The sequence below is a fragment of the Sphingomonas oleivorans genome (genome assembly GCF_003050615.1).
In the GTDB taxonomy this organism is placed as follows: Bacteria; Pseudomonadota; Alphaproteobacteria; order Sphingomonadales; family Sphingomonadaceae; genus Sphingomonas_H; species Sphingomonas_H oleivorans.
On record NZ_NWBU01000010.1, the window covers coordinates 646,872 to 666,956 of the forward strand.

Here is a 20,085-nt window from a genome sequence, read left to right on the forward strand (position 1 = left end):
GTGTGTCTCGTGCGACGAATTATAGCCGATCGCACAACGGCTCATACCGACCCGCATTGATCACCCACGTGCCCATTTGCGGCGTCCGATAGTCATGATGCGCCACGGCTGATCGACAAGCCTGTTCCAGGCCTCGCAGCAAAGGTCGATGATGTTGTCGTGGGAGGTAAATATCCGGTTGGACAGTCAGTTATCGCGCATGAATTGCCAGATATTTTCGACCAGGTTGAGCTCTGGGCATTTCGGTGGCAGCGCAATGATGCTGATATTCTCGGGCACTTCCAGCTTTCCTGTCATGTGCCACCCGGCTTGATCCATCAACAGCACGCCGTGGGCGCCCGGCTCGATAGCGAGCGATATCCTCCGCGAGGCCGCAGCGGAAGCCCGCCTTCAACGTCAAGCACAGCTCGCTTTTTCGTTCAGGACAATCTCCAACGAATGGTTTTCGACCAGTTCCTCATCGAAGAGTGGCGGGCAAGGCAACTTAGCGGATGGACATTCGCGCCGCTCCAACCGCCGGCTCCAAATGAGCGACGTGCGACGATGGCGTCTCCGCACTTCAAGTATTGGTATGGTGCAAACCTTTCTCCGTTCCCGCTCCCTGACAGGATCGAGGCCGGTGCGGACCATCCTGCGCAGTGCCGCAGCCATTTGGCGCGCATCTGCCAGCGAGAGGTCATGCGCTGGTCCGAGGCCGAAGTCGCGTCGGCACCCCTTGTGCTGCATGCGCAGGACCCACGAGCGGGAGCCGCTCTCGCGGACAACCAAGTATAGACCATAAATGTCAGCGTGACGCCCGGGACCGGCAGTGCGAACCTTGAGCGCGGTAAGCGGCATCAGCGTGCTCCGAAATCCCACATTCCGTCCCACACATTGTGCCGGATTTGGTGAGCTTCAGTGGGACCAAATGGCTCCGAGCCTGTTAGCTCAATCCAGTAATATCGATGGGTGAGACGTCCTGACTGCTAATGGGACTTCGGTTGCCTACCGTAGGGGTCACCATTCCTTGTTTTACAAGGGCTTAGCGGATTTTGAGGCTATGTAGTCGCACACCTTTGTCTCGCACAAACTACGCTGCCTAATAGACGCCATTGCCCTAGCAGCGCCGATTTGGCATTAGTGCCGTGCGGCACGGTAAATCCCGTCGGCCTGCATGCCGACCGGAAGGTCCTGGGGATGCACGGCGTGTCCGCCGGCTACGAACCAGCACACCTGCTATTTCAGCACGTAGACCTCAGCATGACCGGTCCCAAGCGCGTCGCGATCGTCGGACGCAACGGCATCGGTAAGAGCACGCTGCTCAAGCTCGTCTCGGGCGAGCTGGCGCCTATGGCCGGGCAAGTCGTGGTCGGAGTGTCAACCGCCATGATCGACCAGCACGTCTCCTTCCTCAACCCGGCGGCGTCGATCCTGGATAACTTCCGCGCCCTCAACCCCGAGGCTGACGAGGACAACTGCCGGTCGATCCTCGCGGGCTTCCTCTTCCGGGCGGACGCCGCCCTCCAGATCGTTGGCACACTCAGCGGTCGGCAGATGTTACGTGCGGGCCTTGTATGTCGACTAGGTAGCCTGCGACCGCCCGAGCTGCTCATCCTCGACGAGCCGACCAACCACCTCGACATCGACTCGATCCACGCGGTCGAGGTAGCTCTCCAAGCCTATGACGGCGCCATGCTCGTCGTGAGCCACGACGAAACCTTTCTCCAGAACATCTCCACCGAGCGCACGGTTCGCCTCGACGCGAGGGGCGCCGACGAGGCATCGGCACGGCACGACGGGAAGCGCGTGGGATGACGCCCCCGACCTGGTATCGATCGCTCGGCAAGAAAGGGTGCACCGCGTTCTGGAGCTCGTACTCCGGATTCAGCATCGACGCCATGAACGTGCAGATCTACGCCTTCGTGCTCCCGGCGCTGCTTGCGCTATGGGAACTAACGCCTTCAGCCGCCGGCCTTCTGGCGTCCGCAGCCCTGATCTCCGGGTCTGCTGGTGGTTGGCTCGCCGGATCGCTCTCCGATCGCATCGGCCGGATCCGGGTCCTGCGCGTCTCCATCCTCTGGCTCGCCGTGTCGACGACATTTTGCGGGTTTGCGCGCAGCTATGACGAACTCCTGATCGCGCGTCTGATCCAGGGCTTCGGTTTCGGCGCCGAATGGGCGGTCGGTGTCGTCTTCATGAGCGAGATCGCACAAGCTGCAACCCGCGGACGCGTTCTAGGCACGCTGCAGAGCGCCTGGGCGGCCGGCTGGGCGCTGGCAGCAGCGATCACGTCGGTCTCGCTCGCGCTCCTGCCGCCCGACACCGGCTGGCGTATCGCCTTCTTCGTGGGGCTCTTGCCGGCGCTGGTGCTATTCCGAGTCCGATCGGGCATGGACGACACACCCGTCTTCGACGCCGCGGGGTCGCGCCAGGCATGGCACCGGATCTTCTCGCGCGAAGTCCGGGGCAACACCGTGAAGGGTAGCCTCCTCGCGACCGGCACGCACGGGGGCTATTGGGCGATCGCGACATGGTGGCCGACGATGCTGCGGCTCGAGCGCGGGATGTCGGCGTTGGAGACCACCGTCCACATGGCGACGCTGATCGGCGGATCCTTCCTCGGATACGTGCTTGGCGCCTGGCTAAGCGACCATGCGGGCCGTCGGGCGACCTTGGGAGGCTTCGCGTTCGCCGGCATCGTCGTCGTGCTCGCCGCGACGCAGCTCCGGCTGAGCGATGCCGTGCTTCTGGCCCTCAGTCCCGTGCTCGGCCTTTTCGCTCTTGGGATCTACAGCGCCGTGGGCCCGGTACTGACCGAGCTTTACCCGACATCGCTGCGCGGTTCGGGCATGGGCTTCTGCTACAATATCGGCCGCGGACTGGCAGGCGTCACGCCGCTGGCGGTCGGGGGCAGCATCGCAGCGCTCGGATATGCCCAAGCCATCGGCCTCTATGTCGCGGCCTCCTACGGTGCCGTTCTGTTCGCCACCGCGCTGTTGCAGGAGACCCGCGGCATCGATCTCGTCGCGAGCCAGAGCGCCTAGTGGCGCTCGCCCCTTGTTGACCGTGACCGAGCCCGGCTGTCAAAAGCCGAGTTCGGAGAGAGAGGGGTGATCGCTCGGCCTAGGTCCTGCTGCCCAGCGCAGGACGCGCTCATGCTCCTGGATGGCGTGCTCGTTGGCCGAGGTGAAGCGGCGCCTAACAAGGCCGGCCTCATCGAACTCCATCTCCTCGCAGCCGTACACCCTGAACCACAAGCCGCTGTCGTTGCGGAATTCGGAGGCGAACCGGAGCGAGAGCTGGCGTTCCCCTTCCGCCCAGGGCTCGAAGATCATGCGCTGATCTATCTCCCGCCTCATCTGGCGCTCGACGTAGGTCCTGACCTGCTCGCGCCCCCAGAGGAAGTAGACGCGGTTGCGCCACTGGCAGTCTATCGTGTTGCTCAGGACGATCGTGTCGCAGCTGCGCGTATTCCAGGCGCATTCAGCGTCGCGGACCCGCTGCTGCATGGCCGGACTCAATCGGGACATCTGGACTTCCATCATAATCCAAGAAGCGAGCATTCCGCCTTCCGCGCCCGGTCGCCCAAGAGCCGTCGACGTCCGCTCACGTCGATAATGGCGCTCCTCGCCGAAGATGCCAGTTAGTTGGTGTTAGTTCGTTCGAGCGGCCCTGTCCGCCCCCACATCCGGACGGAACGGCTCGCCCGGTCCTGGCCGCTCACAGGACATCACAGCGATTAACGAGCGCAGCCCGCACCTCGCGCGTATCCCAGCCACATACCCGAACGCCCTTGGAAGGGAGAAGAAACATGAATGAGCAGCTTGAGATCGCCGACCCCCGTCGTCGGGAATTCGTGCAGGTCGCCGCAGCCGTGGCGGCGACTCTGATGGCGGGGGCTGGCACCGTGCAGACGGCGGCCGCAAGAACGATGCCGTCGCGCGCCGCAGCACCGTTGGGGCCAATCAAGCAGGTCGACGCCGGCGTCCTCAAGATCGGCTATGTCGACATGGGTCCGGCGAGCGGCGCGCCGATCCTGCTCTTCCATGGTTGGCCATACGATATCCACGCCTTCGCAGAGGTCGCCCCGCTGCTGGTGGCAAAGGGCCACCGCGTCATCATCCCGCATCTACGCGGCCACGGCACGACGGTCTTCCGCTCGGCATCGGATCCGCGCAACGCCCAGCAGGCCGCACTTGGCGCCGACGGCATCGCGCTGATGGATGCACTGGGCATCCGCCAGGCGGTCGTCGCGGGCTTCGACTGGGGCGCACGCACAGCCGACATCATGGCGGCGCTTTGGCCGGAACGATGCAAGGCGCTGGTCTCGGTCAGCGGCTATCTGATCGGTAGCCAGGCCGGGAACGCCAAGCCGCTGCCCCCGGCTCAGGAGCTTCAGTGGTGGTATCAATTCTACTTCGCTACCGAGCGAGGCAAGGCGGGCTACGCCGCGAACACCAATGCCTTCAATCGCCAGATCTGGCAGCTCGCCTCGCCCCAATGGAAGTTCGACGATGCGACGTTCGAGCGCTCGGCGGCATCCTTCGCGAACCCCGACCACGTCGCGATCGTGATTCACAACTACCGCTGGAGGCTCGGCCTTGCTGAGGGCGAACGGAAGTTCGACGATCTGGAGGCCAAGCTGGCGGCTGGGCCTCCGATCACGATCCCGTCGATCACGATGGAGGGTGATGCGAACGGTGCGCCGCACCCGGACCCGACCATGTATCGCGCGAAGTTCACCGGTCCCTACGATCACCGGCTCATCACCGGCGGCATCGGCCACAACCTTCCCCAGGAAGCGCCGGCAGCGTTCGCCCAGGCCGTGCTGCACGCCGCCAAACTGGCGTGATGAGCGCCGCGGCGGCATCCCGCACTGAACCGAGGAGTATGCCATGAAGAGAATTGGCGCATGCGCGCTCGGCCTCGCGACGATCGTGTTCGGCATCTCGGCGGTCGCCGCCGCCCAGCGAAAAGACGACCTGAGGTCGCCGATCTACGGCGTGAAGCTGCCTAAGGGCTATCGCGACTGGAAGCTGATCAGCGTCGCGCAGGAAAACGGTAAGAACAACGACATTCGCGCCATCCTCGGAAATGAGATCGCGGTGAAGGCCTTCAGGGAGGGTAAGCGCCCCTTCCCGGATGGGACGATTATCGTCCGGCTCGCATGGCGCTACCAGTCCTCATATCGCAACGACGCGGTGTTCCTGGCGCCTCAGTCCTTCGTGGCGGGACCGCCCACCAACATCCAGGTGAGCGTGAAGGACTCCAAGCGCTACGCCGCGACGGGAGGCTGGGGCTACGGTCAGTTTGAGGGTGAACTGCCGAACAGGGACCCGGCCGTCGTGCAGGCGTGCTTCGCCTGCCACGTGAAGCTGGAGAAGCTCGAGCACGGTGCCGACTTCGTTTTCACCGGCTATTCGCAGTGAGGGTTCGGCCGGTTTGAGCGCCTCCGACCGGCTACAGGGCGGCGGTCCCGTCTAGCCACGCCCTGAACAGAGCACTGTCCAGCACGCCGAATGTCGTCGGCGTGCAATTGCGCTCGTGCCCGTAGCTAGCGCGGATCGATGTCGGCGGAGGCGATCTCCAGCATATGACCGACCAGCCACCGCTCGAAGCCGTGGGACGCGTCCACCTCTGGTGAAACTGGAGCCCCAGGGCGGTGCGGCCAATCGAGAATGCCTGGATCTCGCGCACTTCGGTCGAGACTAGCCGGGAGGCCCCAACCGCGATTTCGAACAGGTCGCCATGCCAATGGAGCACCTGGGCGTCTACGAGGTGCCTCAATGGTCCCGCCCTTCCAGCGTCCGTCAGCGTGACCGGCGCGAAGCCGATCTCCTTCTAACCCGTCGCCGATACGCTGGCACCAAGCGCCGCCGCCATGACCTGGGCACCGAGGCAGACGCCGAATGTCGGTGCGCCGCCGTCGAGACGCTTCCGGACAAACGCCAACTCGTCGGCCAGGGACGGGTCTTCCTTGGTCTCATAGACCCCGATCGGACCATCAAGTACGACCAGCAGGCAAGCCGCATCCAGCCCGTCCTCGTCCCATGTATCCAACCCGACATCGTGGTAGCGCAATTCGTATACGGCCTCGACGAGCGGCTGCTCGAAGGTGCCAAGATCCTCAAAGGCGACGTGGCGCAGCGCGATGGCGGTTTTCATGTGGAAACCTCCTGTCCTATGGCAGGCGGGTGATATGACCTCACGGCCGGCCACGCGATGGCATGACCGACCGTGAGCATGCGCGCCGGTTCTGGGGGCGACAGAGGGAGGACGCCGGCGCCGCACCTCAGCGGGCTGTCGCGGCCCGCTCGATCAGACTGGCGACCTCGGGGGCGTGCGAGACCATCACGACGTGCGACGCACCCTTGACCACGACCGTCTGTCGGGATTTCGCCCGCTCCGCCATGAAGCCCATGGCGGCGGGAGGTATGTTCTTGTCCTTGTCCCCGTAGATGAACCACGAGGGCGTGCTCCTCCACGCAGGCTCGGTCGACGCCTCCGACAGCGCCGCCTCGGCTATCGGACGCTGACCGGCGGCCATGAGCCGGGCCTCTGCCGCCGGCACGTCGGCCGCGAACTGGTCGTGGAACCGGGCCTGCAGGATGTAGAGGTCGTTGCCGCCCGAGGTGAGCTTCACCGGTGGGGCGAGCGTCGGACCCAGAGTGCTTCCTGGGAACTTGCCAGTCAGCCCCAGTGCGGTCTCTCCAGCCTCCGGCGCGAAGGCGGCGACAAAGACCAGCGCCTTCACGTTCGGCCGGCCTTCGGCCGCCTCGCTGATGACCGAGCCACCATAGGAGTGGCCGACGAGGACCACCGGACCGTCAATGCCCCTCACCACGTCTGCGATAACGTCGGCATCCGCACGGACGCCGCGCAGCGGGTTCGGAGCCGCGACGACCTTGTAGCCGTCACGCTCGAGGATGGTGATCACCCCGTTCCAGCTCGACGAGTCCGCGAACGCCCCGTGGACGAGCACGACCGTCGGCTTGGTGGGCTGGGAATCCGCGGGTAGTGCCTGGGCCGTCGAGGCGAGCAGCTCAGCGGCGAGCACGAGCCCGCCGGCAATGAACCTGTTCATGTGGATCTCCTCTTCGATGTCGCCAATCAGGCGAGGGTGACGAGCGTGTCGATGTTGCCCTTGATTGCCTTCGAGTACGGGCAGGTGCGGTGCGCGGTCTCGATGATCTGGCGGGCAATTTCGGGATCGACGCCGGGAACATGCACGTTCAGGCGCGCCGCGAGGGAGAAGCCGTCCGCGCCATGACGCAGCTCGACCTCGGCATCGATCGCCAGATCATCCGGCAGCGTGGTCCCCTTGGATTTCGCCGCGATCGCTATCGCACCTTCGAAGCAGGCCGACCACCCGGCGGCAAACAGTTGCTCCGGATTGACCCCCTGACCAAGCCCACCGGGGGTCGAGAGCTTGAGATCGAGGCGACCATCCGAGCTGCGGGCGGTGCCATCGCGGCCGCCGGTCACATGGACGTTGGCCGTGTACAGGGTCTTGGTGTCGGGCATCGTTCTCCTCCTTCAGTGTGGATGCGGTGGATCAGCGGAGCGGACGGAAGGCGGCACGCACCTCCTCAGTGAATATCTGAGGCTGCTCCCAGGCGGCGAAGTGCCCGCCGTTCGAGGCCTCGTTGAAGTAGTAAAGGTTGCGGTAGCAGCGCTCCGCCCAGGTCTTGGGCGCGCGGAAGATCTCGCCCGGAAAGACACTGACGGCGACCGGAAGGTCAATGATGCCACGCGCGTTGAAGTTGTTGGAATGGTCCTCCCAGTAAATCCGCGCGGCCGACGCACCGGTTCCGGTCAGCCAGTAGAGCGAGATGTCGTCGAGGATCGCGTCGCGGCCGAGAACACGCTCGGGCTGACCGTCGCTGTAGGTCCACTGCGCGATCTTCTCGTACATCCACGCGGCCATGCCGACCGGAGAGTCGACCAGCGAGTAGCCGATGGTCTGGGGGCGCGTGTTCATCATCGCCGCGTAGGCGGAGTTGTCGCGGTAGAATGCCTCGAGCTGGTCGAACGCCTCGCGCTCCTTCGCGGTGAGATTGGACGGTGCGGGATCGCCGGCGGCGAGGGTCTTGGCGATGTCCGCCGGAACGACAGCAGGCATGTTGAGGTGGATGCCCAGGAGACCCGGCACATGCTGCAGTGCCATGCGCTGCGAGATTACCGAACCGCAGTCGCCACCCTGGCTGACGTAGCGGTCATAGCCCAGGCGCAGCATCAGCGTCGACCATGCACGACCGATGTGATCCGAGCCCCAACCGAGCTTGGTAGGCTTCGCCGAGAAGCCGAAGCCTGGGATCGACGGGATGACCAAGTGGAACGCGTCCTCGGCCTTGCCGCCATGGGCGGTCGGGTTGGTCAGCGGGTCGATGACCTTCAGGAATTCGAGGATCGATCCCGGCCAGCCGTGGGTCAGGATCATCGGCAGCGCGTTCTCGTGACGCGAGCGCATGTGGATGAAGTGGATGTCCAGGCCATCGATCTCGGTCATGAACATCGGCAGCGCGTTGAGGCGGGCCTCGATCTTGCGCCAGTCGTAGCCATTCGCCCAGTAGCGCAGCAGCGGTTCGATCGTCTGCCGGCGCACGCCCTGGCTGTCGTCGGTCGCAGGTTGCGCGTCGGCCCAGCGGGTCTCCACGATGCGGCGTTTCATCGCGGCAATGTCCGCCGCCGGGATCACGGCCTTGAACGGCCGGATGGCGGCACCGCTGACTTGAGCGCGTATCGCGGACGGCACAGCGCTCGTCGCCCCGGCCAGGGCCGCGCCGACCACGAACTGGCGGCGCGATGTCGAATACTCTCCGATCACTTGTGATCTCCTCAACCGGGGACTTGGTGTCCCGGAAAATAGAGGAGCGAGCGCGGGACGCTCGTTAGGTGGAATGATGGCGCGTTAGCGTTCGCGATCCACCCGAACCGCGTGGCGCACCTTCCCTGCGAGGATGAAAAGTCGGGCGCTCCGCCCCCTTTCAGAAACTAACACCGCTCATCGCCCCCTAACATGATGCGTCACGGGCGGGCATTACATATCGGATCACGAGATCAACCGGCACCGGTTGCAACTGAAGACTAGTGATATGACCAAGACGCGCTCGATCGGCTTCATCGCGACCGCCCTCCTGACTGCAGGCGTCACCACCGCGGTCTGCTTCGGTGATGCGCTTAGCCTGACGTCAGCCCGATCCGCGCCGATCGGCGCTCCTTCGAGGCCAACTGACGTGCTGCAGAACGCGAAACCCTGGCTCACCGAAGTTCCGGGCGGACCCCAGTCGCTCCGCGGCAAGGTCGTGGTGGTCAACTTCTGGACTTATTCGTGCATCAACTCATTGCGCGCGCTACCGTATCTGCGCGCCTGGCAGGAGAGGTACGGCGACAAGGGCCTAGTCGTGGTCGGCGTGCATGCACCCGAGTTTCAGTTCGAGCATGACGCCGCCAAGGTGCGGCTGGCCACAAGCCAGCTCGCCGTGCGCTATCCGAACCTCCAGGACAATGACTATGCCGTTTGGCAGGACTTCGGCAATGAGGGCTGGCCCGGCTTCTACTTCATCGACGCCAAGGGACGCGTGCGCGGCTACCGTATCGGCGAGGGCAACTACGCCGACTCGGAGCAGCTGATCCGCAAGCTGCTGGCAGAGGCGGGACACGATCCCTCCGACGTCCCCGTCACTCCAATCACCGGCACCGGCATCGAAGCGCAGGCCGACTGGAGCAATCTCGGCTCCCCGGAAGCCTATGTCGGCTATGCCAAGGCGGTGAACTTCCGCTCCCCGGGCGGGATCAGGAAGGACGCCAGCGCTCGCTACGCCTCGGCGGCGAGCCTGCCGCTCAACGGCTGGGATCTGGCCGGCGCCTGGACCGTCGGCCGCGAGTTTACGACGCTCGACGAGTCGCTCGGCGCGCTACGATTCCGCTTCCACGCGCGCGACGCTCATCTCGTCATCGGCGGCGCGCCCGACGGCCGCCCGGTCCGCTTCCGGGTGACGATCGACGGCGCCGCGCCAGGGGCCAGCCACGGCACCGATGTCGACGCGGACGGCTGGGGAGAGGTCAGGGAGGACCGGCTCTATCAGCTCGTTCGGCAGGCCGGCGTCATCCGGGACCGGACTGTCACCATCGAATTCTCGCGGCCGGGCGTGCGGGCCTACTCATTCACGTTCGGATGATGTGGGAAACCGTGCCGGAATTGCGCCGCTACTGGAACGATAGTTCAAAAACGCCATGCCTTGTGGTACGGGAGGGGGACTATGGTGCGAAAGAGCGAGATCATCAGCAGCAACACGCCTGCATTTTCCGCCCTACCCGGCTTTCACGGCGGGCGGCAGGCCGGCCCTATGGGCTCCGTCTATTCAATGGCGGCTCGTGACGCCACAATCGCATGGGGAGCGGTGCAGTCGTGGCGGATGTAGAGAATCAACCCGTTCGCGAACGGCTCACCTTCGGCCCGTTCTCGCTGTCGCCGAGCGAGCGGCTGCTGACGAAGGACGGCGAGCCTCTCGATATTGGGGGACGCTCGTTCGACCTCCTGGTCGTCCTGACCGAACAACCCGGTCGCGTCCTCTCGAAGCGCGAACTCCTCAAGCGCGTCTGGCCGGACGTGGTCGTCGAGGACGGTAGTCTCCGCTTTCACATGGCGGGCCTTCGCAAGCTGCTCGGCGAGGGCGCGGACGGCGCCCGCTATATCGCGACGCAGGTCGGGGTCGGATACGCCTTCGTGGCCTCCATCGAGAGGCAAGGCCTACCGGGCCTAGCTCCCGTCCCAGCGCCCATGATCGCCGAGGAGGCCGCACCCCGGGCCGCCGCGAGCTCCCTCAACATTCCCGCGCGACTTCCGCATTTGATTGGTCGGGAAAGCGACGTACAGCTCCTGCAGGCCCGCGTGGTCGACACGCCGCTGTTCACGATTGTGGGATCAGCCGGCGTCGGCAAGACGTCGCTCGCGATCGAGATCGGTCACAACCTCGCCAGCACGTTCGACGGCCAGGTCGCCTTTGTCGACTTCAGCATGCTCGAGAACCCGACGCTCGTCCCATCAATGATCGCCGGCGCGATGGGCATACCGGTGCATAGCGACGATCCGCTGGCGGTCATCCTCGGCCACGTCCGGGACCGTTCTTTCCTCCTCCTGCTCGACAATTGCGAACATGTCATCGAACCTGCGGCGAGGCTCGTCGAGCGCATCGCGGAGGACGCTCCGCAGGTCCGCATCCTCGCCACGTCGCGCGAGCCGCTGCGCGTGCGGGATGAACACGTCCACCGCCTCGACGCGCTCGCCTATCCCGACGATCCCTCGCGCCTAACCCTGGATCAGCTGCTCGCCTATCCTGCAGTTCAGCTGTTCTCCGAGCGTGCGACCGCCGCCGACAGCTCGCTTGAGATCGACGAGGCGGCCGCCCGGCTCATCGCCGCCATGTGCCAGCGACTGGACGGCATGGCCCTGCCCATCGAGTTGGCGGCGGTGCGCGTCGCGACGCACGGCGTCCAGGCAACTGCGAAGCAACTCGGCGAGCGGTTCAGCCTGGGTTGGCCTGGAAGGCGCACCGCCCTGCCCCGTCAGCAGACCCTCCAGGCGACGCTGGACTGGAGCTATGACCTCCTCTCCGACGTCGAACGCACCGTGCTCGAGCGGCTGGCGATGTTCGTGGGCCCCTTCTCGATCGACGCCGCGCTCGAAGTGGTCGTGGACGACACGCTCGGGTCCGACGAGATAGCCTTCGCGGTGGACGAGCTCACTTCGAAGTCGCTGATCAAGCCTGACCGCGCGCGGGGTACCGGCACCTATCGCCTTCTGGAGATGACGCGCGCGTACGCCAAGCAACGGCTGATTGCACGTGGTCTGGACGCATTCAACGGCACCGCCCATCGCCATGCCCGCTTCTTCCTCGCCGAGCTTGAGGCCATCGCCACGCAAGAGGAGGATTTCCTTCAGGACCAGCGCCCACTGCGCCAGCAGCTGGGCAACATCCGCAGCGCGCTCGACTGGGCCTTCGGCCGCGATGGCGACCGCAGGATCGCCGTGCGGCTAGCGGCCGCAAGCGCGCCGGTGTTCCTCAACCTGTCGCACCTGATCGAATGCCGCACCTGGTGCGGCCGCGGGCTGGCGGAGATGGAGGATGCCTCGCGCGGCACCGCCATTGAGCTGGAGCTTCAGGGATCGCTCGGCATCTCGCTGATGTTCACCCGCGGCAACAGCGAGGCGGCGGGAACCGCGCTATCCCGGGCGCTCGAGATCGCCACCGCCCTCGACGACCGCTGGAACCAGCTGCGCATGCTGGGCCGGCTGCACATCTTCCATGAGCGCATCGGCGAGTATGAAGTCGCGATGAGTCACGCCCGGCGGGCGGTCGAGGTCGCGGAGGCGATCGACGATGCGGAGGCGATCGGTGTTGCCTATTCACTCTCGGGCATCTCCCACCACCTCGCAGGCGACCAGATGAGGGCGCGCGAAGAACTGGAGATCTCTCTCGCAAAGACACCCGTCTCCGTTCGCAGCCGGACCATCCACTACGGCTTCGACCACCGGAACCGGTCGGGCATCGCGCTCGCGCGCGCTCTGTGGCTGACAGGCCACTCTGCGCAGGCGGATGCAGTCGCCAGGCATACCGTCAGCACGGCCGCGCGGCTCAACCATCCCGTCACGCACTGCATCGCGCTGATCTGGTCCCTCGCCGTCCACACCTGGATGGAGGATCTCGATGCAGCGGACGAGGCGCTCGAGGCATTCACCGAATGCGCCGAGGTGAACGCGCTCGGCCCGTACATCGCGGCGGCGACCGGCTTCCGGGGCGAGCTAGCGATCCTGCGCGGCCGGACCCGGGACGCCCTGGGCGCGGTCGAGGAGAGCCTCGCCCGCCTGCGCGGTGCGCGCTACGAGCTGCTGACCACACCGTTCTCCATCGCCTTGGCGCGCGGCCTCATCCTCGACGCCCGGATCCGCGAGGCCGGCGAACTGATCGACGCGTCGATCGCCCGTTGCGAAACCAACGGGGAGCGGTTCGCGATGCCGGAGCTTCTCCGCATCAAGGCGGAGATCATGATTGTCTCCAATGACGAGGCGCGGGCGATCTCCATTCTGGAGGACGCCATCGCGCTCGGTCGTTCCCAGGGCGCGCGCGCATGGGAGCTGAGGGCGACCACCGATCTCGCGTCCCTGTTCACCGCCGAGGGGCGATCGGAGGAGGCCCTCGACCGCCTGCAGGCCGCATTGGCTGACTTCCCATCGGCCGGCAACACAGCTGACATGCGTCGCGCCAACGAGCTGATCGAAGCGCTTCGTCCGCCGGCGGCTTCAGTTGGGTGAGCCGACGTTCGGGTCGGCGCACGAACTAGGTGTTTAGTCCCGCGGAGTGGTGGTACGGATGATCGCGCCTATCGCTGCCGCAAGTCGACCGCCCGGGCACAGCATAGCCGTGCCGACCTTCGCTATGGAGGCGATCTTACCGACGCGGAGTGGCATTTAATTGCGCCATATCTGCCTCCGCCTCGCCACCGCGGTCGGCAGCGGCGTTGGTCCATGCGGCAGATCATCGACGCCATTTTCTACATATTACGGGCGGGCTCTCCGTGGCGTCTTCTTCCCGACAGCTTTCCGCCCTGGCGCACGGTTTTCCGGTGGTTCTGCGTGCAGAGCACGGGGAAGGCCGGCGGAGGGAGGCGAAAGAACCTTCGCATGGATCAACCGAAACCGCCGTCTCAGCAAGGACTTCGAACGAACCCTAAAATCCGCTACCGCTTTCCTGTATGCTGCGGCTGCCATCTTCCTGCTCAGACGCATCGCTCGTTACGCTTAAGATTCAAGACGGGCTCTAAGCGTGATTGCGATGCTCAGGAACGGCGATTTCGGGTAAAATTCGTCCCTGACCGGGTGTGGATTTGCTTGGATAGCACGCCCCTACCGGGCTGACATTGCGGTGGAATGTTCGTGTCGTGAATCCTTCATCGCAGCCATTTCGATCTTGCCGCAGTGGCGCCTCACCGGGCCAATTGCGTTATGGATCTATCCCAGCGGGACGAACATGGTCACGCCGCAGCCGATGATGGCCGATCAGACCCGCAGCACCATTGCCTGACTGGCGCGTCCGAGGCACCTAGCGAACTATGGCTAGGAGTTGGCTGTTGCCGGTCTTTCGCGCACGACATCAATTATTCGCGAGGGCGGCGGCGATCCTCGTCGCGCTCCTGCCTTGGAGCGCGACGATTGCGTCACCGGCAGGCAACTCGGCCGGCCCCGCGCTTGCGCACCGAAGCTGGACGACGCGGACCGGCGCGCCATTCTTCATCCAGTCGCTGACGCAGGACCGCGCCGGCTTCCTGTGGGTCGGCAGCGCGGACGGCCTGTTCCGTTTCGACGGCCTCAGCTTCGACCAGATCGCCGCGCCTCCCGGGCACCGGCGTACGGCCATCGCGGCTTCCGCGCTCGCGGCGGCGCCCAACGGCGACGTCTGGGTCGGCTACGCGGGATGGGGCGGCGTGGCTGTGTTTCGAAACGGTCAGCTACGCGATGCGCGCGTTCCCGATCCGCCGGCCGAAGTCACCGACATCGCCATTGATGCTGATGGCGATCCGTGGATCGCTGGTGGAGATGGGCGCTTTGCGATCATGCGCATGCACAAGGGTAAATGGTCGCCCGTATTTGGGCCGAACGGCCGCTCCTTCATCTACGCCAACGAGCTCCAAACAGCCAGCAACGGCACGATCTGGCTGATCGCCGACCATCGCGTATACTTCGCGCGGAGGGGAACTGCGGAACTAAAAGCAGCGCCAGTCGAGGTTGCGGGAATTGGATCGCTGGCGATCGACGGTGCGGACATGGTCTGGCTGACCGACGAGCGCGGCATGTGGCGCTTGCCTGCTTATGATCAGGACGAGACCGGACCGCCGAAGCGCCTGGGCGGTCCGCCGCCGCCGAACAGATATCTGAAGACCAAATTCGATCGGACGGGCCGTCTATGGGGCGCGACGATAGTCAGCGGCATCTTCCATGTCGCCGCAGGTGAGAAAAGCATCCACAGGATCACCGAAAGGGATGGGCTGACCTCGGATCGCGCCTACGACTTATTCGTGGATCGGCAGAACAATGTGTGGGTCGGGACCGAACGCGGCCTCGACCGATACTCGCGACCGGTGCTGCGCGAGGAACCGGAAATTCCGCGCAATGCCTCCCAAGGGTATATGCTCGCGATCGATCGCGACGGGGTGCCCTATTTCGCGGCCGAACGCGGCATTTGGCGTGCGCTGCCCGGGCAGCCGCCCGAATTGTGGGCGCTGCTGCCGCAACCCGCCCAAGCGCTGTGCGCGGGCGATCGTGCGGTCGTCTGGGTCTCCATGCGCGACAGCATCGTCCGCATCGTCGACGGGCGCCCGGATCGACGCCTTTTCTATCCCGGCAGAACCGCCGACCAAATCTCCTGCGCCGTGGACCAGGGCGGCACATTATGGGTCGCGGCGGAGGGTGTCGGTCTGATCCAACATGTGGGCGGCGCGTGGCGCAGATATGCCATTCCCGAGCAGCTCGGTTTTCCCGCGGCCGTCGCCATTGACGGGCGGAACCGACCGGTCGTGATTTTGGCGCGGCGCAACTTGCTGCGTCTAGACGGAAGCCGTATGATGATCTGGCATGGCGACCGGATCGGCTTCGAGCGGCCGCTCGCCTTCTCCGCGGGCACCCGTGACCTGCTAGTCGGCGGCCTAACCGGCCTGCTGCGCCTGCGGGGCGACCGCGTGGAGAAGCTCGACTTCAGCGACCATCCCTGGCTGAGGAGCATCGTGGGCGCGACGATGTCCGCCGACGGCTATGTGTGGCTGACCGGCTATCGCGGCATCATCCGGATCCGGCAGGAGAATCTGGAGCACGCTTTCGCGCATCCACGGCAGCCAATTCCCCACGAAATCTTCGACGACGATGACGCAACGGTCGGCATCCGGCAGCGCAACGTCGGCTTCCAGGCGGCCACAGGAGGCGACGGCCGGCTCTGGTTTCTTACCCGCCAGGGAGTCGTACATGTTTCGCCCACCATCGATCGGGCACCGCCGATCGGCGTTGCCGTCCGCGCAGTGGTGATGGGCAATCGTCGCCTGACGCAATGGGACGGGTTGGTCCTGCCCAGCGGAACCAAGGCTGTCACGTTCGAATATGGCGCGGTGGACCTTAGCACGCCGATGCACCGTCGATTTCGTATTCGCCTCGACGGCATCGATCATGACTGGACTGCCGTAGGGACGCGTCGCCAGGTCAGCTTCGCCAATCTCGGCCCTGGTCGCTACCGCTTTCTGGTGCAGACCAACGACGAGCGCGGTGCATGGATCACGCCCGGAGCCGGCGTCGCCTTCTCGATCGCGCCTGCCTTCTGGCAGACTTGGTGGTTCGCGACCCTCGTTCTGCTCGCTACCGGGGCCGTTTTCTGGACCCTCGCGCGCTGGCGTCTGCGCGTCGCTACCACCGCTGTCCGCCGACGGATCGAAGAACGGTTGGCGGAACGAGAGCGGATCGCGCGCGAGCTCCACGACACGCTGCTCCAAGGCTTCCAGGGACTGATGCTGCGATTCCAGGCAGTGGTGGAGCAACTTGTTCCCGGCAGCCGGGCACGCGTTGCGCTGGAAGGCGCGCTTGAGCGGGCGGACGACATACTGATCGAGGGCCGCGAACGAGTCCGCGCGTTGCGCGAGGAAACCGAGCCGGTCGACCTCCGGGCGCGGCTATCCGCATTAGCGGCTGAGGTGGTCGGCCCCTCGCCCATATGTTGGACTGTCGAAGAGCAGGGCGTCTCGCGCAAAATCTGCGCACCCGTCGCTGATGAGATCATTCGTATCGCTGGCGAGGCTTTGACCAACGTCATTCTCCACGCCGGCGCCCAAAACGCCATGATCGAGGTGAATCATGGACGGGACGTCTTGACCGTGATCATCGCCGATGACGGCATTGGCCTTCCTGCGGACGTGCGGGCCGCGAAGCGACGCGACGGCCATTATGGACTGGTTGGCATGCGCGAGCGTGCAGAGCGGCTCAGCGCCTCCATCACCTTTGTCAATCGGTCGGATGGAGGAACGGAGGTGAGACTGCTGGTGCCGGCCCGTATCGCCTATCAGTGAACCGGTCCGAACACCTCAGGTTCGCGTCAGGAGCGCCCAAAGAACGGCGTTCGCCGGCAACGGCGCAAACGACGAAACTCGATCTTCAGCGGACGGGGTCGCCGGAATGGCCCCCCGGCCCTCGCCTGTCCGTCAGCACTGGCGCGCGCGGACATGCGCCAGGAGAAGCCGCGCCTGGTCGAGAGCTGCTTCGATGCCGTCTAGGGCGCATTCGATCTCGTCGCAATTGACGGGATCGTGCCGGCTCCATCGACCAACCGCCTCCACATATGCCTGAATGGTCTGCAGGGGATGCTTCCATTCGGCAATCATGTCGGCTTCAGGCGTCAGCTGCATCTCGGGCCTGTCGTCGGCGCTCGGCATCTCTGTCTCTTTGCGGCCCACTGCTCTGGTCGTCATAGGTGCCGTCCCTCTCCATGGAGGCGGATAAACGGGCGCAATGCAAGCGCTCCATGTGGAGCGACATCCAAAGGCGAAGGGACATGAACAGCCGACGCAACAAGCAATACGAGACAACAGAGCGCTGCGGAGATGAACAGCCCGAGGCCGGCAGCCCCGCTCGGAAAGCTCGGAGAGATGGTCAACATGGTTCATATTTGCCGTGGGCAGGCTGCGCTACGCCAGCCCGGATCGGGGGGTCGGGCGCCCCTCGACCGAGGGTAGGCAATGGCCAAACGGGCTCGCCGGATCCGTGGCGAGCTGGCGGTTTCAAGCTAGCCGGGGATCGGGACGCAATCGAGCTTTCGGTCCCCGCCTCCCGCGCCTATGTCTCGGCTGGCGGACCGAGCGCGTCCTCATTAAGCCGGCTGATCGAACCCTTCAGGAGTTAGCATGTCCGACGAGCGCTCGGATCCGATCCGCATCCTTATCGCCGACGACCATCCGCTGCTTCGCGAGGGCATCGTTGCCGTGCTTGCGCTGGAACCCGACATGATGGTGGTGGGCCAGGCGCAGGACGGAGCCGAGGCGGTCGACCTGTATCGCGAGCTGCGCCCCGACATCGTCCTCATGGACCTTCAGATGCCTGTTCTGGACGGCGTCGAGGCGATCTCAAGGATCTGCCGTGAATTTCCCGAGGCGCGCATCATCGTGCTGACCACCTATTCCGGTGACGCGCAGGCGCTGCGGGCTTTGAAGGCGGGCGCACTCGGCTATCTCGTCAAGCTCAGCCTGAGGAATGAACTGATCGAGGCGATCCGGGCCGTGCACGAGGGAGGCCGGCACCTGCAGCAGAAGATCGCCACTGAGATCGCCTTCGGGGTCGCCGAGGAACCGTTGAACGCCAGGGAGATCCGCGTGCTCCAATTGGCGGCGATCGGCAATTCCAACAAGCAGATCGCGCACCGGCTCGAGCTCGCCGAGGAAACGGTCAAGGGCCATATGAAGACGATTTTCTCGAAGCTGGGCGTTGCGGATCGGACCCATGCCGTCACCATCGCCGCCAGGCGCGGCATAATCGAGCTGTAAGGCGACAGGCCAAGGCAGGCACATCTCCGAGACCTGGCGTCTTGTGATGCTCAGCGCTGCGGAAGACAGGGCTCTGGCGCTCCTCGACACGGCGGTCGCGAGTACCGACGCGGCTGAGTGGCACTTCGGCGCCAAGATCGCGGGCCACATCGTCAGCGAATACCCCAATCACGAATGGCCGGGAGCCAGGGAAGAACAGCGGGTCTGGTTCCTCTCGAGGCGTTGGGGCAATTGCTAAGCGCAGCATTTCCACATTGTTCAGAGGCTCCCGTCATCGTCGGTGTCGAGCGTCGATCCGATCATTTCACGCCGCCATCGTCCCGGACTGCTCCCCATCGCTGTCCGAAAGACCCGGATAAGATGACTCTGATCGGCAAACCCGCATCGCATGGCGATCTCTGCAAGGGTGAGGTTTGAATGGGCGAGCAAGTCCCTTGCGCGGGCGACCCTCATGCTCGTCAGCCAGCGATGGGGCGGCAGACCGGTGGTCGCGCGAAACCGACGGGCGAATTGCCCGATCGACAGGCCGCACGCGCTCGCCACGTCGGCAAGCCTGTTGCCAGACCGGCCGACAGCCTCGAGCATGTCCTTGGCGAGCTTCTCCTGATCCGGGCCGAGCCCGGCACGAGGCGCCGCGGCCTCACCGATCTGGAAATATCGGCTCGCCAGATGAGTGACGATGGCGGCAAGCATCTGGTCGACGAAGAGCGGTGAAGACGATCCTCCGATCGGAGTGGGGCGAAGAGCATCGATCAACGACGCCAGAACCGGGTCTGGCGCTGCCATGGCGGGCGGAAGCGCCCATTCCACATTCGACCGGCCAATAATTTCTTCGAGCGCCGCCCTCGGCACATGGAGATGCCAGAGATCGAAGCCGTCGGTGAACTCGGCCCGCCACTTCTCGCGCATGTCGTGAAACGAGGCGGCGAAGGGCTCATAATCGATCGCAGGTTGAAGCCGCCCCCCGCACCAATGAAGCGCGCGGAACCGACATAAGGGGATGAGGGCGAAGAGGCCGTCTTCAAGCTGTGAGGAACCGGTCATATGCGGTCGGCCGGCGGCCACGGCATGGGTGAACGAGACGAGGCTGCCCCGCGCCGTTCGTGCCCGCAATATCGAGGATCGTTCGGGACGCAGATAGGCGACGCCCCGGTTCGTCGCCTTGGCCCCCGATCGGATCATTGCCCGCCCGCCCCTGGCACCCCGGAAGGTATTCGGAGAAACGCGGTCCTACTGGAAACAAAGACTATGCCGTCACGACTATTCAAAGCGAGGCGTCCGCGGGCACCCGGCGCATGTTCATGCGATTCATCAAGACCGACCTCATCGCTTGTCGACATCCTCCTATCAGTCCTCACCTTGGGGGGAGCAGGAAGGATCGACAAGAGCGCGGAGCGATATGAGTGGCCCGCGGGCGAGGCTGGTCCTGCGGACAACCGGGTCTGAAGGATCGGGCTAGGGCCGATCGACATTCAGGATTCCCAAGCGGGCTAATCACTGATTCATAGGGCTCCGTGTTCATGCGGAGCAGGTGAT

General features: G+C 64.9%; 16 protein-coding genes and 2 pseudogenes. 9 read left to right on the forward strand and 9 right to left on the reverse strand.

Annotation, left to right across the window (positions count from 1 at the left end):
* Positions 1-60 precede the first annotated feature (60 nt).
* Positions 61-360: pseudogene (locus CLG96_RS19210) on the reverse strand (transposase); the annotation flags it as partial.
* 36 nt (positions 361-396) lie between these two features.
* Positions 397-837 carry an Arm DNA-binding domain-containing protein gene (locus tag CLG96_RS14275; RefSeq protein WP_107968653.1) on the reverse strand — a complete coding sequence of 147 codons (441 nt, stop codon included), beginning with the start codon at positions 835-837 and terminating at the stop codon, positions 397-399.
* A gap of 282 nt (positions 838-1,119) precedes the next feature.
* Between CLG96_RS14275 and CLG96_RS14280 the strand changes: the two genes are divergently transcribed.
* Together CLG96_RS14280 and CLG96_RS14285 are read left to right on the forward strand one after the other, a co-directional pair.
* Entirely contained in the window at positions 1,120-1,794 is a 675-nt protein-coding gene (locus CLG96_RS14280; RefSeq protein WP_243395793.1) for an ATP-binding cassette domain-containing protein, read from the forward strand.
* Positions 1,791-3,023 carry an MFS transporter gene (locus CLG96_RS14285; protein WP_107968655.1) on the forward strand — a complete coding sequence of 411 codons (1,233 nt, stop codon included), beginning with the start codon at positions 1,791-1,793 and terminating at the stop codon, positions 3,021-3,023. The genes CLG96_RS14280 and CLG96_RS14285 overlap by 4 nt, the downstream gene beginning before the upstream one ends.
* Before the next feature lie 39 nt (positions 3,024-3,062).
* Here the strand turns inward: CLG96_RS14285 and CLG96_RS14290 are convergent, their stop codons facing one another.
* Entirely contained in the window at positions 3,063-3,488 is a 426-nt protein-coding gene (locus tag CLG96_RS14290; RefSeq protein WP_243395786.1) for a DUF1348 family protein, read from the reverse strand.
* A gap of 302 nt (positions 3,489-3,790) precedes the next feature.
* On the opposite strand from CLG96_RS14290, the gene CLG96_RS14295 reads away from it, so the two are divergent.
* Positions 3,791-4,831, forward strand: coding sequence for an alpha/beta fold hydrolase (locus CLG96_RS14295; protein WP_107968659.1), 1,041 nt, complete (start codon positions 3,791-3,793; stop codon positions 4,829-4,831).
* A gap of 43 nt (positions 4,832-4,874) precedes the next feature.
* Complete coding sequence (locus tag CLG96_RS14300) at positions 4,875-5,408, forward strand: cytochrome P460 family protein (protein WP_107968661.1); 534 nt, start codon at positions 4,875-4,877, stop codon at positions 5,406-5,408.
* A gap of 412 nt (positions 5,409-5,820) precedes the next feature.
* Here CLG96_RS14300 and CLG96_RS19000 read toward each other — a convergent pair whose 3' ends face one another.
* The 4 genes from CLG96_RS19000 to CLG96_RS14320 form a co-directional block, all read right to left on the reverse strand.
* The gene (locus tag CLG96_RS19000; protein ID WP_207796698.1) at positions 5,821-6,144 is read right to left on the reverse strand and encodes a glutamine amidotransferase-related protein; all 324 of its coding nucleotides are present in this window, start codon (positions 6,142-6,144) and stop codon (positions 5,821-5,823) included.
* 127 nt (positions 6,145-6,271) lie between these two features.
* The gene (locus tag CLG96_RS14310) at positions 6,272-7,063 is read right to left on the reverse strand and encodes an alpha/beta fold hydrolase (RefSeq protein ID WP_107968663.1); all 792 of its coding nucleotides are present in this window, start codon (positions 7,061-7,063) and stop codon (positions 6,272-6,274) included.
* Positions 7,064-7,089: 26 nt separating this feature from the next.
* Complete coding sequence (locus tag CLG96_RS14315) at positions 7,090-7,503, reverse strand: organic hydroperoxide resistance protein (RefSeq protein ID WP_107968665.1); 414 nt, start codon at positions 7,501-7,503, stop codon at positions 7,090-7,092.
* A 31-nt stretch (positions 7,504-7,534) separates the two neighbouring features.
* Positions 7,535-8,806 carry an epoxide hydrolase family protein gene (locus tag CLG96_RS14320; protein WP_107968667.1) on the reverse strand — a complete coding sequence of 424 codons (1,272 nt, stop codon included), beginning with the start codon at positions 8,804-8,806 and terminating at the stop codon, positions 7,535-7,537.
* 268 nt (positions 8,807-9,074) lie between these two features.
* Here CLG96_RS14320 and CLG96_RS14325 point away from each other — a divergent pair, with 268 nt between their 5' ends.
* The 4 genes and pseudogenes from CLG96_RS14325 to CLG96_RS14340 all read left to right on the forward strand — a co-directional run bounded on the left by CLG96_RS14325 (position 9,075) and on the right by CLG96_RS14340 (position 17,082).
* Positions 9,075-10,160 carry a redoxin domain-containing protein gene (locus tag CLG96_RS14325; RefSeq protein ID WP_107968669.1) on the forward strand — a complete coding sequence of 362 codons (1,086 nt, stop codon included), beginning with the start codon at positions 9,075-9,077 and terminating at the stop codon, positions 10,158-10,160.
* Positions 10,161-10,390: 230 nt separating this feature from the next.
* On the forward strand, positions 10,391-13,294 hold the full coding sequence (locus CLG96_RS14330) for an ATP-binding protein (protein WP_107968829.1): 2,904 nt from the start codon (positions 10,391-10,393) through the stop codon (positions 13,292-13,294).
* Between the two features lie 87 nt (positions 13,295-13,381).
* Positions 13,382-13,784, forward strand: a pseudogene (locus CLG96_RS14335) (transposase); the annotation flags it as partial.
* Positions 13,785-14,109: 325 nt separating this feature from the next.
* On the forward strand, positions 14,110-17,082 hold the full coding sequence (locus CLG96_RS14340) for a sensor histidine kinase (RefSeq protein WP_107968671.1): 2,973 nt from the start codon (positions 14,110-14,112) through the stop codon (positions 17,080-17,082).
* Between the two features lie 132 nt (positions 17,083-17,214).
* On the opposite strand, the gene CLG96_RS14345 is transcribed toward CLG96_RS14340, so the two are convergent.
* Positions 17,215-17,445, reverse strand: a complete 231-nt coding sequence (locus tag CLG96_RS14345; protein ID WP_107968673.1) for a hypothetical protein — start codon at positions 17,443-17,445, stop codon at positions 17,215-17,217.
* A 468-nt stretch (positions 17,446-17,913) separates the two neighbouring features.
* On the opposite strand from CLG96_RS14345, the gene CLG96_RS14350 reads away from it, so the two are divergent.
* Positions 17,914-18,549 (forward strand): response regulator transcription factor, encoded by a 636-nt coding sequence (locus CLG96_RS14350; RefSeq protein ID WP_107968675.1) that lies wholly within the window; start codon positions 17,914-17,916, stop codon positions 18,547-18,549.
* 258 nt (positions 18,550-18,807) lie between these two features.
* Here CLG96_RS14350 and CLG96_RS14360 read toward each other — a convergent pair whose 3' ends face one another.
* Positions 18,808-19,458: a helix-turn-helix transcriptional regulator gene (locus CLG96_RS14360; protein ID WP_165799659.1), complete on the reverse strand. Its 651-nt coding sequence runs from the start codon at positions 19,456-19,458 to the stop codon at positions 18,808-18,810.
* Positions 19,459-20,085 lie beyond the last annotated feature (627 nt).